This is a genomic window from Tessaracoccus caeni (assembly GCF_029211185.1).
In the GTDB taxonomy this organism is placed as follows: Bacteria; Actinomycetota; Actinomycetes; order Propionibacteriales; family Propionibacteriaceae; genus Arachnia; species Arachnia caeni.
The window spans coordinates 36,471-49,265 of sequence record NZ_JARGDO010000013.1; the positions used below are offsets into that span (position 1 = coordinate 36,471).

Below are 12,795 nucleotides of genomic sequence, written 5' to 3' on the forward strand. Positions count from 1 at the left end.
AGAAATGGTGCGGTGAGCATCCTGACAGATCTGGTACCGGAGATCGCCGAGGCCCGGCGACGCCTCAGCGGCGTTGCCGAGCACACCCCCGTGCAGCGCAATCAGCGTCTCTCCGCAGCTACCGGATGCGACGTGTGGGTGAAGCGCGAGGATCTCCAACCGGTGCGCTCCTACAAGCTGCGCGGCGCCTACAACCTGATGTCTCAGCTGAGCGAGCAGGACAAGCGCGCCGGCGTCGTCTGCGCCTCCGCGGGCAACCACGCTCAGGGCGTGGCCTTCAGCTGCGCGGCGCTGGGCATCCACGCCACCATCTTCGTGCCGCGCACCACGCCCAGACAGAAGCGCGACCGCATCCTGGCGATCGGCCAGGGCCACGTCGAGCTGAAGCTGATGGGCTCCACCTATGACGCCGCCATGGAAGCATCGCGGGCCTACGCCGCCGAAACGGGCCGCGTCTCGGTTCCGGCGTTCAACCATCCGCGTATCGTCGCCGGGCAAGCCACGGTGATCGTCGAGGCCTTCGAGCAGCTCGGCTTCGTGCCCGACGTGGTGGTCATCCCGGTCGGCGGCGGTGGTCTGCTCTCCGGCGCGGCCGCATGGCTGCGTCACACGCATCCCGAGGTGCGCATCATCGGCGTCGAGCCCGAGGGCGCGCCGTGCGTGGCCGCCGCCATCTCGGCCGGACGCCCGGTCAAGCTGCCGGAGATCGAGACCTTCGTCGACGGCGCCGCCGTCGCGCAGGTGGGCGACTTCACGTTCCAGGCCATCCGTGAGGCCCAGGTGGAGCTGATCCGCGTGCCCGAGGGCCAGGTGTGCACGGAGATGCTCGACCTCTATCAGACCGACGGCATCATCGCCGAGCCCGCCGGCGCGCTGGCCCCGTCGGCCCTGCCCACCGGCGGCGTCGGTCCGCGCGCCCAGATCGCCCACGGGTCGCGCGTGCTCACCATCGTCTCCGGCGGCAACAATGACGTGGCGCGCTATGCCGAGGTGGTGGAACGCTCGCTGATCCATGAGGGACGCAAGCGCTACTTCCTCGTCGACTTCCCTCAGCAGCCCGGCGCTCTGCGCTCGTTCCTCGACAACGTGCTCGGCCCCGACGACGACATCACCTACTTCGAATACGTGAAGCGCAGCAACCGCGAGACCGGCCCCGCGCTGGTCGGCATCGAGCTGGGCAATCCCACCGACTATCCGTTCCTCCTGCTGAGGCTCGAGGAGTCGGGCATGCACATCCACGAGGTCGCCTACGACTCCCCCTACTTCCAGTTCCTGGTGTGACCACCTGCGCTCCTTGAGGAGCGAGGGACGAGCCTCGAAAAGAGCGCGGATCAGTGCTTCACAGAGCGCCGATGACGCTCTTTGAGGTGCGAGGGACGAGCCTCGAAAAGAGCGCGGATCAGTGCTTCACGGAACGGCGGAGATCCTTACGCAGCTCCGGAGGCAGCGCGAACTGGAGGGTCTCCTCCGTCAGGCGCTCCTCGACGGCCTCGGGATAGCCGCGCTCGCGCAGGAACTCCAGCACGCCCTGCACCAGCTCATCCGGCACCGACGCGCCGCTGGTGACGCCGACGCTCTCGACGCCCTCCAGCCACGCCTCGTCGATCTCCCCCGCATTGTCGACGCGGTAGGACGCCTTGGCGCCGGCCTCCAGCGCCACCTCCACCAGCCGCACCGAGTTGGACGAGTTCTTGGAGCCGACGACGATCATCAGGTCGCAGCCGCCGCCGGCGATCTGCTTGACCGCGAGCTGGCGGTTCTGCGTCGCGTAGCAGATGTCATCTGACGGGGGGTTCATCAGCAGCGGGAACTTCTGGCGCAGCCGGGTGACCGTCTCCATGGTCTCGTCCACCGACAAGGTGGTCTGCGACAGCCACGCGACGTTCGTGGCGTCGGGAAGTTCGAGCTTCTCGACGTCCTCGGGACGCTCCACCAGAGTGGTCATCTCCGGCGCCTCACCCATGGTGCCCTCGACCTCTTCGTGGTTGGCGTGGCCGATCAGCAAGATCTTGGTGCCGTCCTTGGCGAAGCGCTTGGCCTCGTGATGCACCTTGGTGACCAGCGGGCAGGTGGCGTCGATGGTCTTCAGGCTGCGCTCGGCCGCCTCGGCATGCACCGCCGGCGAGACGCCGTGCGCGGAGAACACCACCGTCGCCCCCTGGGGGATCTCGTCGAGCTCGTCGACGAAGATCGCGCCGCGCGCCTCGAGGTCTTCCACGACGTGCTTGTTGTGCACGATCTGCTTGCGTACGTAGACGGGCCCCTCATAGAGATCCAGCGCCTTCTCTACCGTTACCACGGCACGCTCGACGCCCGCGCAGTAGCCGCGCGGCGCGGCCACCACCACCCTCTTGCCCGTCTGGTCAGTCATGCGCCCCAGTCTAAGAGGTTCCGCAGAATGTCCCTATCTGCTGATAGCTTCGGCTGCATGATCCGCTCATCGCGCCGGAGATCCCGATGGCGCTGACCAGTTCGCCGGAGCAGCCGCAGCCGCTCGGCCGGATCATCCTGGCCGTGCGCGACTGGGTGGGCCGCCTGGGCGAGGTCTGGGTGGAGGCCCAGGTGGTGGAGATCAAGCGCCGCAGCGCACCGACGCAGTTCCTCACCTTCCGCGACCGGCTCACCGAGTCGTCGGTGCAGGTCACCACCACCGCCTACGTGCTCGACGCGGCCGGCCCACTGCCGGAGGGTTCCCAAGTGGTCGCTCGGGTTCGTCCTCGCGTATGGGAGCGCAGCGGGCAGCTCAGCTTCGAGTGCTTGGAACTGCGGGTCGCGGGCGAGGGCCGACTGCTGGCACAGCTCGAGCAGCTCAAGCGCAAGCTCCAGGCCGAGGGGCTCTTCGAGGCCTACCGTAAGCGCCGGCCGCCACTGCTCCCCGGGGTGATCGGCCTGGTCACGGGCAAAGACTCCGACGCCGAACGCGACGTGATCACCACCGTCACCAGGCGCTGGCCCGCCGCGCAGATCCGCACCCGCTATGCACTGGTCCAGGGCCCTCGCGCGGCCGCGTCGGTGATCGACGCCCTTTCAGATCTCGACGAGGATCCGGACATCGACGTGATCATCGTCGCCCGCGGCGGCGGAGCGCTCGAAGATCTGCTGCCCTTCTCCGACGAGGGTGTGGTGCGCGCGGTGGCCGAGGCCATGACACCAGTGATCTCGGCGATCGGACACGAACGCGACGTGCCGCTGATCGACTTCGTCGCGGATGTCCGCGCCTCCACCCCCACCGACGCCGGCAAGCGCGTGGTGCCTGACGTCGCCGAGGAGGCCGCCCTGATCCGAGATGCGAGGAACCGGCTCCGCCGCGCCGTCTCGTCGCAACTCGACGCCGCCCAGCGTCACCTCGACGAGCTGCGCGCACGCCCCGTCATGGTGGATCCCACCAGCGCCTTCATCGCCCACTACGACCGGCTCGAGTTGCTTCGTCATCGGCTGACCACCTCCATCGACCGCCGGCTCGCCGACGAGCAGGCGACGCTGCGCACCCACCTGGGCGCTATCCGCGCGATGTCGCCCAAGGCCACGCTGGAGCGCGGCTACGCGGTGCTCGTTGATGACGACCGGCGCTCGGTCTCCGTCGTGGACGACGCGAAGCCCGGATCGCGCATCCACGCCTACCTCGCCGACGGCGAACTCACGCTCGACGTCGTCGACGCCATCCCGCATGCCGGAAGAGAGGACTCCCATGAGTGAGGAACTCACCTATGAGGCCGCCCGCGACGAACTCGCCCAGGTGGTGCGCACACTGGAGTCAGGCGGGGTGTCACTGGCCGAGTCGATGGCCCTGTGGAAACGCGGCGAGGAGTTGGCCGGCGTCTGCCAAGGCTTCCTCGACGGCGCCCGCGAGCAGGTAGCCAGGGCGCGGCAAACGGACTAGTCCGCAGCCTGGCTGGTCAGCGTCGTGGCGAAGGCCTCAAGCTGCGTGTAGTCGGTGTCGCCGGTGATGGCGGCCACCACGTCGTCGGTCTCTGCGATCAGGCTTCGGGTGCGACCGTCGTGCGAGACATACCTGTCCCAAGTGAGGCCCGCGGCGTCGAGCGACCCCTCTTCCTTCAGGCCCTCGCGCGTCACCCAGGTGATGAAGCTCGGGATGGCGCGATCTCGTTGCTGCAGGCCGACGTAGATGTCATTGGGGGCCATGTAGCCCAGCTGCCAGGAGTTGCCGACCGCCGGCTCCCCGGTGATCCAGCGTTCGCCGTCGGCGGCCCATGCCGCTCGCACCGGCTGCCAGTCGGCCGGCAGTCCGGCGGGCCGGAGCACCGGATACGGCGACTCCTCCTGAGCCTGCGCGAGCACCGGAGCGACGTCCACCGTCTCCACCTCCGGAGCGGGTGTACGGGTGAAGAACCAGGTGATCAGCAGCACGGGGACGATCAGCACGACCATCGAGATGACCATGTCGCGGCTGTTGCCCTTCATACCGTGCGGTGCTGCCATGCCCCTATCGTGCCGCAGCCGAGGCTATCGGCCGAATCGCCGCTCCCGCTGCGTGTAGGCGCGGAGTGCCCGGATGAAGTCGACGCGGCGGAAGTCGGGCCACAACGCCTCGCAGAAATAGAACTCGCTGTGCGCCGACTGCCAGAGCAGGAAGCCAGAGAGCCGTTGCTCGCCGGAGGTGCGGATGATCAGGTCGGGATCGGGCTGGCCCTTGGTGTAGAGGTGCTCGGAGATCTCGTCGATCTCGAGGGTCTCCGCCACTTCGTCCAGCGTGGCGCCCTCCGCCGCGCGCTGGGCGAGCAGTGAGCGGACGGCGTCGCGCAGCTCGTGCCGGCCTCCGTAGGACACCGCCACGTTGACCTGCATTCCGTCCGCGCCCTCCGTGCGGGAGGCCGACGCGGCCAGCTTCTCGGCGCATTCCGCCGGCAGCAGGTCGAGCGCACCGACCGCGCGGACCCGCCACGTGCCCCGGGTGGCCAGGTCGTCGACGAGTTGCTCGATCACACCCAGCAACGGCGCGAGCTCGGACGCTTCGGAGCGGGCCAGGTTGTCGGTGCTGAGCACCCAGAGGGTCACCACTTGGATGCCCACCTCGTCGCACCATTCGACGAAGTCCAGCAGCTTCACGGCACCGGCTCGGTAGCCGGCGACCAACGGCTCCCCCGGCGCATTCATCCGGGCCCAGCGACGGTTGCCGTCGGCGAGCACCGCGACGTGACGCGGGAGCCGGTCGGCGTCGAGGTGCGAAAGGATCTTCTTCTCGTACCCCGAGTACAGGAAGCTGGGCGGCCAGAACCGGCCCACGAACTCCCCAGCGGCTGTCATGCCGACCAGACTAGCGCGACCAAGAGCTTCCGAGGCGGATGGCACGTGGCCATGGAGATCTCCCGCGCAGAGACTTTGATTTCAGGCCCAACTGGCGTAACCTACGGTACCGTAAGTTACGGAAGCGTAGGTAGGACATGACCACCTTGACCGAGCACACGATCGCCCAGGCCGCACCCCCGGCCAAGCCGGCCATGCGCGGCTGGCTGCACTTGGGCATGGTGCCGCTGATCCTCATCGCCGGGCTGGTCCTCACGGCTGTCGCCCCCACGCTGGAGGCGCGCATCGGATGCGCGGTCTACACCTTGATGGCCGTGCTGCTGTTCGGAACCAGCGCCGTCTACCACCGCGGCACCTGGGGCCCCCGCATGGAGGCGGTGCTGCGTCGGATGGACCACTCCAACATCTTTCTGTTCATCGCCGGCAGCTACACGCCGCTGACGCTCGCCATGCTGGACGGGCGACCGCAGGCGACCCTGCTGATCCTGGTCTGGTCGATGGCCGTCCTCGGTGTCATCTTCCGCACCACCTGGCTGGGCGCCCCGCGTTGGCTGTACACACTGCTGTACGTCGGCATGGGCTGGGCTGCCGTCGGATGGCTGCCCGCCTTCTGGGCCTCCGGTGGCCCTGCCGTGGTGGTCCTCATCGCCGTCGGCGGCGTCGTCTACTCGCTGGGTGCCGTGGCCTACGCCCTGAAATGGCCGGGAGCCAACGCCCGACGCTTCGGCTTCCACGAGGTGTTCCACGCCTGCACCATCGTCGCCGCCCTCTGCCACCTCATCGCCATCTGGCTGGCCGTCTTCAGTTAGGGCCTGAGCTCACTCCTGGCTAGGAGTATCGTCGGGTCATGGAGGGACAACGCATCTACGTCCTGGACACTTCTGTCCTACTGTCCGACCCGAAGGCGTTCCAGCGCTTCGACGAGCACCGGGTGATCCTGCCGCTCGTCGTGCTGACGGAGCTCGAGGCCAAGCGCCATCATCACGAGTTGGGCTACTTCGCCCGCACCGCATTGCGCCTGCTCGACGAGCTGCGACGTCAGCACGGGCGCCTCGACCAGCCGCTGACGATCAACGACCGCGGCGGCACGCTCGAGGTGGATCTGACGCACATGACGCCGGAGATCCTGCCGCCGGGATTCCGGCAGGCGAGCAACGACACCCTGATTCTGGCCGTCGCCGCGAGCTTTGCCGAGGAGGGCCACGATGTCGCGCTGGTCAGCAAGGACGTGCCGCTGCGGATCAAGGCCTCCGTGCTGGGCATCACGGCCGAGGAGTACCGCAGCCAACTCCCCCGCGAGGCCGGGTGGGGCGGGATGCTGGAGGTCGACGTCACCGCCGATCTGGTGTCCGAGCTGCATCACGAGGGCCGACTCGCCTACGTCGACGACGCCGTCGAGAGGGCGCCCGTGCACGCCGGCGTCGTGCTGAAGGGCCCCAACTCAACAGCTCTCTGCCGCAAGCTCCCCGACGGATCCGTCGAGAAACTGCGCCAAGACCGCGAGGTGTTCGGCATCCGTGGACGCTCCGCCGAGCAGCGCGTCGCCCTGGAACTGCTGATGGACGACAGCATCGGCATCGTCTCGCTCGGCGGCCGGGCCGGAACCGGCAAGTCGGCGCTGGCGCTCAGCGCCGGCATCGAGCTGGTGCTCGAGCAGCGGATCTACGAGAAGGTGATGGTGTTCCGCCCGGTCTACGCCGTCGGTGGCCAGGAACTCGGCTACCTCCCGGGCAACGCCGACGAGAAGATGCAGCCCTGGGGCCAGGCCGTGTTCGACGTGCTCAGCTCAGTGGCGAGCAAGTACGTGATCGACGAGCTGATAGCCCAGGAGATGATCGAGGTGCTCCCCCTCACCCACATCCGCGGCCGCTCGCTGCACGACGCCTTCGTGATCGTCGACGAGGCGCAGTCGCTGGAGCGCAACGTGCTGCTCACCGTGCTGTCGCGCATCGGCCAGAACGCCCGCGTGGTGCTGACCCACGACGTCGCCCAGCGCGACAACCTTCGCGTCGGCCGCTACGACGGCGTGGTCGCGGTGATCGAGAAGCTCAAGGGCAATCCTCTGTTCGCCCACATCAACCTGATGCGCTCGGAGCGGTCCGCGATCGCCGCCCTGGTCACCGAGATGCTCGAGGACTGATCACCGATTCTTGTTGGTGCGCTATGGCGGCGAAAGCCCACTGGCGCGGATAACGCTGGCTATCTGGCGCGGCCTGTGCCATAGGTACACGCCGCGCCAGATAGCCAGCGCTATATTCGAGGCTGGAAGAGCCAGCGGAGATCGTCTCGAAGGGCCCCTAAACCCGGCTCCAGAGCGGGGTCTTCAGGTCGTTGTAGTCGTCGACAGGATCGAAGCAGACCGTGCCACGGCAGACATACGTACCCCGGCGCTCGCGAGCGTCGAAATGGCTGCCGAAGCCCTGCGTGCCCGCTGCCCCGACGAGGATCGCCGATCCCGCCGGCGCCATCCGCCAGGTAGCTCTAGCCAGCTCGTCGAAGGGGTCGTCCACCACCACGACGGCGGTGGCGGGCTTCAGGCCGCGGCGGGCCTCGTCGGCGATCAGCAGGTCGGCCAGCGCGGAACCGGCGAAGCGCGGGGTGTCGTGCAGGGTCTGCCAGGTCGACTTGGCGGCACGGTCGGCGCGCTCGATCAGCTCAGGACGCTCCGCCAGCAGGCCCACCACCCGCAGCGCCAAGATCAGCGCGGAGGTGCCGTTGGGAGTCACGTTGTCGGTGAGCGTGCGTGGGCGCGTGAACAGCCCCGTCTCGACGCCGTCATAGAAGCCGCCGTCGTCGTGGCCGAACAGCTCGACCGCCTGGTCGACCAGAGCCTCCGCGGCCCGTAGCCACGCCGCGTCTCCGGTGGCACCGGCCAGCAGGGCGAAGGCTTCCGCCACCGCGCCGAAGTCCTCAGCGCTGCCGATGGACTCGCCCACCACGCCGTCGCGCGAAGAACGGCGCAGCGTGCCGTCGACGACGTGCACCTCCATCAAGTGGCGCGCGGCGCGCTCGGCCAGGGCGAGCCAGCCAGGTTCGTTGAACACGAAGGCCCCGGTGATGAGCGAGGAGATGGTCCAGCCGTTCCACGACGACACCACCAGCGAGTCCGTGGCCGGGCGGAACCGGTTCTCCCGCTCGGCCCGGAGCGCGGAAACCACGGCGTCGAGCCGCGCGAAGTCGGGGCGACCGCGCAGCTGCAGCGTCGACAACCCGTCCTCGAAGGTGCCGACGCTGGTGACGTGGAAGACGTCTTGCGCCCACTGCGCGTCCTCGGCACCGAGCGAGTCCTCCAGCAGGGCGGGGTTCCAGAGGTAGTAGATGCCCTCGTGCACGGCTCCGCGGATGTCGCAGGAGTCGGCGTCGAGGCCGGCCATGAACGCGCCGTGCTCGCTCACCATCTCGCGCTCGAGCCAGTCGACGATGCCGTATGCCGTGCGCTCGAACAGCACGCGCAGGCCGGCGTCGTGATCGGCGGTGCGCCGCCAACCGCGGATGTAGGAACCCAGCAGGAGCGCGTTGTCGTAGAGCATCTTCTCGAAGTGCGGCACCACCCACCCGGGGTCGACGGAGTAGCGGTGGAAGCCGCCGCCCACCTGGTCGTAGATGCCGCCGCGCGCCATCGCCTCGAGGGAGCGCTGGGCCAGCTCGAGCGAGGACGGGTCGCCCTTGACCAGCAGCGCGTCGATCAAGGTGGGAGCGGGGAACTTCGGTGCGGTGCCGAATCCGCCATGGATCAGGTCGAAGGACTCCTGCACGGCGTCGAGCGCCTCCCGCGGCTCGGGTGCGGCGTCGGGCTGCTCGTAGGTGAGGCTGCCCAGGTGAGCCGCGATGACGTGGGCGGAGTCGACGAGCTGCGTGCGATCCTTCTGCCAGCCGAGCGCCAGGATCTCGAGCACCTGTCGGAACGACGGCAGTCCGTCGCGTGGCTCCGGCGGGAAGTAGGTGCCGGTGAAGAACGGCTTGGCGTCGGGCGTGAGGAAGGCGGTCAGGGGCCAGCCTCCGGCCCCTCCGTTCATCGCCTGGGTGGCGGTCATGAAGACGGTGTCCACCTCGGGCAGCTGCTGCCGGTCCACCTTGATGGCCACGAAGTTCGCATTGATCAGCTGGGCGATGCTGGCGTCGTCGAAGGACTCATGGCTCATCACGTGGCACCAATGGCACGACGCGTAGCCGATGGACAGCAGCACGGGCCGGTCCAGGCGCTGCGCTTCCGCGAGAGCCTCGGGCGACCATTCCCACCAGTCGACGGCCTGGTGCGCGTGCTGGCGCAGGTAGTCGCTGGAGGATTCTCCCAATCGATTCATGCGCCCAAGGCTACTGGCTGGGACCCCGCCGGCTCACCCGGCCGGCGCTTACTCCGCACTTCCACGGCGAGGCCGCCGTGAAGGCTCTGGCCTCCAATCTGATCGCCTCACACTCGCACTGGCAGGGTGCGATCGTCGAGACAGTGACCTACTGCACGGCGCGGGTGAGCGGAGCCAGTAACCCCGTCGGCCAACGCGAACAAGACGTCTACCTGCGTGCGCTGGACCGCTCCGGCTCGACAACTCGGATCAGCTACGGCAACTACGTCGCACGAGTCGCCACGGCACCGCTCGCAACCGCCGGTCGCAATGGCAAGCCGGTCATCAGTCACCCACACTGGCCACTGATGGTGCAAGACGGAGCCGAGCAAGACGTTCCCGACGCCAGGTTCATGGCTTCGGTTGCTCGGCGCGAAGAGAAGGGTTCAGACGTCAACGTCGCGTCCCATCTACTCATCGATGTGCTCACCACTGCGGTGGACGCTGCCGTAGTGATCTCCAACGACAGCGACCTGGCCTACCCCATCGCCTTCGCGCGAGACCGAATACCGATCGGCCTCATCAACCCCACCAAGGGCTACCGGGCAGGAAAACTCGCCGGTGAGCACACCGACGGCGTCGGCAACCACTGGTGGTACCAGATGCAGCCCTCCGACTGGTACGCCCACCAGCTACCGCCAACCATCGGACCACGTATCATCAAACCTCCAGCCTGGTAGCCAGAGTCAGCGCGCTGCTATACTTGGGCCATACCACCCGGCCCCTCTGGGGCCGGGTTTTCTCATCTCAGACGTTCCTCGCCTCGACGCTGGGTACATCGCCGACCAACCCGGGGGTGACGCCCAGGTCACCATCACCGGTCGGCATGCTCGGCACGTCGAGATCCACGGTGCGCAGCAAGACGGCGTGTGCCCCGACGAGCGTCAACGACTCGACGTGAGCGGCGAGAATGGTGACCACATTGATGATCGCTCGGCGGCTCCACTCGATCTCGGTGCGAGGTGCCTTGTATTCAGTCACGCCACTCGCCTGCCCAACAAGATGTCCGCCTGCTCGGCCATTCGGTCGATCCCGCCGTAGGCATCGACGATGACCTGATCACGCACGACCACCTTCACTCCATCGATGGCAGTTCGACCAACCTCGCTCACACCGTCGAAGGGGATCAGCGTGACCCGCATGCCGAAGGAACCCGGCTCCTTGCGCACCAGCACAGCCACCTCAGCGGCCCGCTTCACATCCTCGACGTAAATCACGGGCCAGGCCTCCCCAGCGCTGGAGCGGTAGAGGTTCGCGCCGGCATCCCCCGTCACGGCGTAGTCGATGCCGCTCTTGCCAAGCGCGTCGGCGATATCGTGCGCAGTCGCACCAGGCATGAAGTCCGCAGCACCAGGACGCCGAGTGAGGCGAGCGGCACGACCGGCGCGGAACAGCAGATCGGCCTCCTTGTCGGCAACGACCAGACCCCGCTCGTCAACGAGCCCAATCCGGCCCCATCGTCGACGCCACGCCTCAACACCCGACGTCATCGCGAGGTCGAGCGCCGGGTCGAGCGCCAGCCGCGCCGCAGCGATTGCACCGACATCGGCCGAACCTGTGAACCCGATGGGTTCTCCCAACACCGCCAGGATCTCCTGAGCGAGATCGAAAGAGGGGCTCACGGAACCCGACCCGAGCGCTTCCCTCGCCCACCTAACATGGGTGCATGTCGAGCACCGCCACCCCGCAGCGTCCCCTGGTTCGTGCCATCCAGGTGATCGGCGCGCTACTGGTCCTGCTCTGGGTCGTCGAGATCGTCGACGTGCTCACCGGGCACGCCCTGGACAACTTCGGCATCGTGCCGCGCCGGCTGGGAAGCCTGGCCCACATCGCGACCGCGCCGCTGCTGCACTTCGGCTGGGCCCACCTGATCGCCAACTCCGTGCCGTTCTTCGCGCTGGGCGTCATCGTCTATCTCGACGGGGTGGGCCGCTGGGTGATCACGACGCTGACGGTGGTGGTCACCTCCGGGCTCCTGGTGTGGCTGATGTCACCGTCGGGCTCCATCACGGCCGGCGCCTCCGGGGTGGTCTTCGGCTGGCTCGCCTACGTGCTGGTGCGCGGGTTCTTCACCAGACGGATCGGCCAGATCCTGTTGGCAGTGCTCATCCTCGCCGTCTACGGCGGCGTGCTCTGGGGCATCCTTCCGATGACAGCCGGGGTGTCGTGGCAGGCTCACCTGGGCGGGGCCATCGGTGGTGTGATCGCCGCTTGGCTGCTGAACGGCCGCCGACCGACGAGCTGACGCGCCCACGATCGGATAGGCGATCAGATATAGAACTCCGGAGCGGTCAGCGGCGCGCGCAGCCCGGTGAACAGGTCGTCTTCAGGGATGATCGTCGGCACCTTGGAGACGACAAGCTGGTAGTCCTCGGTCGGCCACCCCTTCTGCTGCACCGCCAGCGGCACCGCGAACCAGGGCCCATCCGGGTCCACCTGCGACGCATGCGCCCTCAACGCCTCATCGCGCACTGGAAAGTACTCGGAGCATTCGATGAAGGTGGTGAGCCGGCCGTCGGAGTAGATGTCGTCGTCGATGAAGGGCGGCCCCTTGGGCTCGAGCCCGTGCTCGTGCATGGCCTGGTCGAGCGCCGCATAACGACGACGGTGGAAGCTCATGTGGTAGTACAGCTTGGCCACCTGCCAGGGCGCGCCATGCTCCGGCCAGAGGTGCTCGTCGGCGGCGGCTTTGAAGGCCGCGACCGTGATCAGATGGCACATCACGTGATCGGGATGCGGGTAACCCCCGTGCTCGTCGTAGGTGGTGATGACGTGCGGGCGGAACTCGCGGATCACCCTGACCAACCCTCCGGCGGCCTCGTCGACGTCCTGCGTCGCGAAGCATCCCTCCGGGAGCGGATGGGGCTCGTCGCCCTCGGGGCAGCCCGAGTCCGCGAAGCCCAACCAGACGTGTCGGACCCCAAGGATCTCCGCGGCCCGCGCCATCTCGCGACGACGAAGCTCCGGCATGTCCGCGAGCTGCTGCGGATCGTCGAGCAGGTGCGGGTTGAGGATCGAGCCCTGCTCGCCTCCGGTACAGGTGACCACCATCACCTCGACGCCCTCGGCAACGTACTTGGCCGTGGTGGCCGCTCCCTTGCTGGATTCGTCGTCGGGATGCGCATGCACATTGAGCAGGCGCAGCACGCTCGGCGAGGCGGTGGTCGTAGACATGGGAAGTATTGTG

The 12,795-nt window shown here is 67.9% G+C and carries 14 protein-coding genes; 7 read left to right on the forward strand and 7 right to left on the reverse strand.

The features are described from left to right. Positions 1-12 precede the first annotated feature (12 nt). Entirely contained in the window at positions 13-1,281 is a 1,269-nt protein-coding gene (gene ilvA, locus P0D62_RS12270; protein WP_319947007.1) for a threonine ammonia-lyase IlvA, read from the forward strand. A 118-nt stretch (positions 1,282-1,399) separates the two neighbouring features. Here ilvA and P0D62_RS12275 read toward each other — a convergent pair whose 3' ends face one another. After that, positions 1,400-2,371, reverse strand: coding sequence for a 4-hydroxy-3-methylbut-2-enyl diphosphate reductase (locus P0D62_RS12275; protein WP_275702847.1), 972 nt, complete (start codon positions 2,369-2,371; stop codon positions 1,400-1,402). An 86-nt stretch (positions 2,372-2,457) separates the two neighbouring features. Here P0D62_RS12275 and xseA point away from each other — a divergent pair, with 86 nt between their 5' ends. Together xseA and P0D62_RS12285 are read left to right on the forward strand one after the other, a co-directional pair. Next, on the forward strand, positions 2,458-3,696 hold the full coding sequence (xseA, locus tag P0D62_RS12280) for an exodeoxyribonuclease VII large subunit (RefSeq protein ID WP_275702848.1): 1,239 nt from the start codon (positions 2,458-2,460) through the stop codon (positions 3,694-3,696). After that, positions 3,668-3,880, forward strand: coding sequence for an exodeoxyribonuclease VII small subunit (locus P0D62_RS12285; RefSeq protein ID WP_275702849.1), 213 nt, complete (start codon positions 3,668-3,670; stop codon positions 3,878-3,880). The genes xseA and P0D62_RS12285 overlap by 29 nt, the downstream gene beginning before the upstream one ends. Here P0D62_RS12285 and P0D62_RS12290 read toward each other — a convergent pair. Together P0D62_RS12290 and P0D62_RS12295 are read right to left on the reverse strand one after the other, a co-directional pair. Beyond that, the gene (locus P0D62_RS12290) at positions 3,877-4,440 is read right to left on the reverse strand and encodes a DUF4245 domain-containing protein (RefSeq protein WP_275702850.1); all 564 of its coding nucleotides are present in this window, start codon (positions 4,438-4,440) and stop codon (positions 3,877-3,879) included. The two genes, P0D62_RS12285 and P0D62_RS12290, sit on opposite strands and share 4 nt — an antisense overlap. 24 nt (positions 4,441-4,464) lie before the next feature. Next, positions 4,465-5,265, reverse strand: a complete 801-nt coding sequence (locus tag P0D62_RS12295; RefSeq protein ID WP_275702851.1) for an isoprenyl transferase — start codon at positions 5,263-5,265, stop codon at positions 4,465-4,467. A 137-nt stretch (positions 5,266-5,402) separates the two neighbouring features. Here P0D62_RS12295 and trhA point away from each other — a divergent pair, with 137 nt between their 5' ends. Together trhA and P0D62_RS12305 are read left to right on the forward strand one after the other, a co-directional pair. Continuing rightward, the gene (gene trhA, locus P0D62_RS12300) at positions 5,403-6,074 is read left to right on the forward strand and encodes a PAQR family membrane homeostasis protein TrhA (protein ID WP_275702852.1); all 672 of its coding nucleotides are present in this window, start codon (positions 5,403-5,405) and stop codon (positions 6,072-6,074) included. 38 nt (positions 6,075-6,112) lie between these two features. Next, on the forward strand, positions 6,113-7,405 hold the full coding sequence (locus P0D62_RS12305; protein WP_275702853.1) for a PhoH family protein: 1,293 nt from the start codon (positions 6,113-6,115) through the stop codon (positions 7,403-7,405). Between the two features lie 157 nt (positions 7,406-7,562). Here the strand turns inward: P0D62_RS12305 and P0D62_RS12310 are convergent, their stop codons facing one another. After that, the gene (locus P0D62_RS12310) at positions 7,563-9,569 is read right to left on the reverse strand and encodes a thioredoxin domain-containing protein (RefSeq protein ID WP_275702854.1); all 2,007 of its coding nucleotides are present in this window, start codon (positions 9,567-9,569) and stop codon (positions 7,563-7,565) included. A 77-nt stretch (positions 9,570-9,646) separates the two neighbouring features. Here P0D62_RS12310 and P0D62_RS12315 point away from each other — a divergent pair, with 77 nt between their 5' ends. Then, complete coding sequence (locus P0D62_RS12315; RefSeq protein ID WP_275702855.1) at positions 9,647-10,288, forward strand: PIN domain-containing protein; 642 nt, start codon at positions 9,647-9,649, stop codon at positions 10,286-10,288. A gap of 67 nt (positions 10,289-10,355) precedes the next feature. Here the strand turns inward: P0D62_RS12315 and P0D62_RS12320 are convergent, their stop codons facing one another. After that, entirely contained in the window at positions 10,356-10,589 is a 234-nt protein-coding gene (locus tag P0D62_RS12320; protein ID WP_275702856.1) for a hypothetical protein, read from the reverse strand. After that, positions 10,586-11,230 carry a hypothetical protein gene (locus tag P0D62_RS12325; protein ID WP_275702857.1) on the reverse strand — a complete coding sequence of 215 codons (645 nt, stop codon included), beginning with the start codon at positions 11,228-11,230 and terminating at the stop codon, positions 10,586-10,588. Before P0D62_RS12325 ends, P0D62_RS12320 begins: the two co-directional genes overlap by 4 nt. Positions 11,231-11,325: 95 nt before the next feature. Between P0D62_RS12325 and P0D62_RS12330 the strand changes: the two genes are divergently transcribed. Continuing rightward, positions 11,326-11,853, forward strand: a complete 528-nt coding sequence (locus P0D62_RS12330) for a rhomboid family intramembrane serine protease (protein ID WP_319947008.1) — start codon at positions 11,326-11,328, stop codon at positions 11,851-11,853. Positions 11,854-11,876: 23 nt separating this feature from the next. Here P0D62_RS12330 and mca read toward each other — a convergent pair whose 3' ends face one another. After that, positions 11,877-12,782, reverse strand: a complete 906-nt coding sequence (gene mca / locus P0D62_RS12335) for a mycothiol conjugate amidase Mca (RefSeq protein WP_275702859.1) — start codon at positions 12,780-12,782, stop codon at positions 11,877-11,879. Positions 12,783-12,795 lie beyond the last annotated feature (13 nt).

What these genes read in the sequence shown, in the direction of transcription:
- P0D62_RS12290 (WP_275702850.1), bottom strand. Translation starts at nt 4,440, where the DNA reads ATGGCAGCACCGCACGGTATGAAGGGCAACAGCCGCGACATGGTCATC.
- P0D62_RS12305 (WP_275702853.1), top strand. Translation starts at nt 6,113, where the DNA reads ATGGAGGGACAACGCATCTACGTCCTGGACACTTCTGTCCTACTGTCC.
- P0D62_RS12295 (WP_275702851.1), bottom strand. Translation starts at nt 5,265, where the DNA reads ATGACAGCCGCTGGGGAGTTCGTGGGCCGGTTCTGGCCGCCCAGCTTC.
- P0D62_RS12275 (WP_275702847.1), bottom strand. Translation starts at nt 2,371, where the DNA reads ATGACTGACCAGACGGGCAAGAGGGTGGTGGTGGCCGCGCCGCGCGGC.
- P0D62_RS12310 (WP_275702854.1), bottom strand. Translation starts at nt 9,569, where the DNA reads ATGAATCGATTGGGAGAATCCTCCAGCGACTACCTGCGCCAGCACGCG.
- P0D62_RS12285 (WP_275702849.1), top strand. Translation starts at nt 3,668, where the DNA reads ATGCCGGAAGAGAGGACTCCCATGAGTGAGGAACTCACCTATGAGGCC.
- mca (WP_275702859.1), bottom strand. Translation starts at nt 12,782, where the DNA reads ATGTCTACGACCACCGCCTCGCCGAGCGTGCTGCGCCTGCTCAATGTG.
- trhA (WP_275702852.1), top strand. Translation starts at nt 5,403, where the DNA reads ATGACCACCTTGACCGAGCACACGATCGCCCAGGCCGCACCCCCGGCC.
- xseA (WP_275702848.1), top strand. Translation starts at nt 2,458, where the DNA reads ATGGCGCTGACCAGTTCGCCGGAGCAGCCGCAGCCGCTCGGCCGGATC.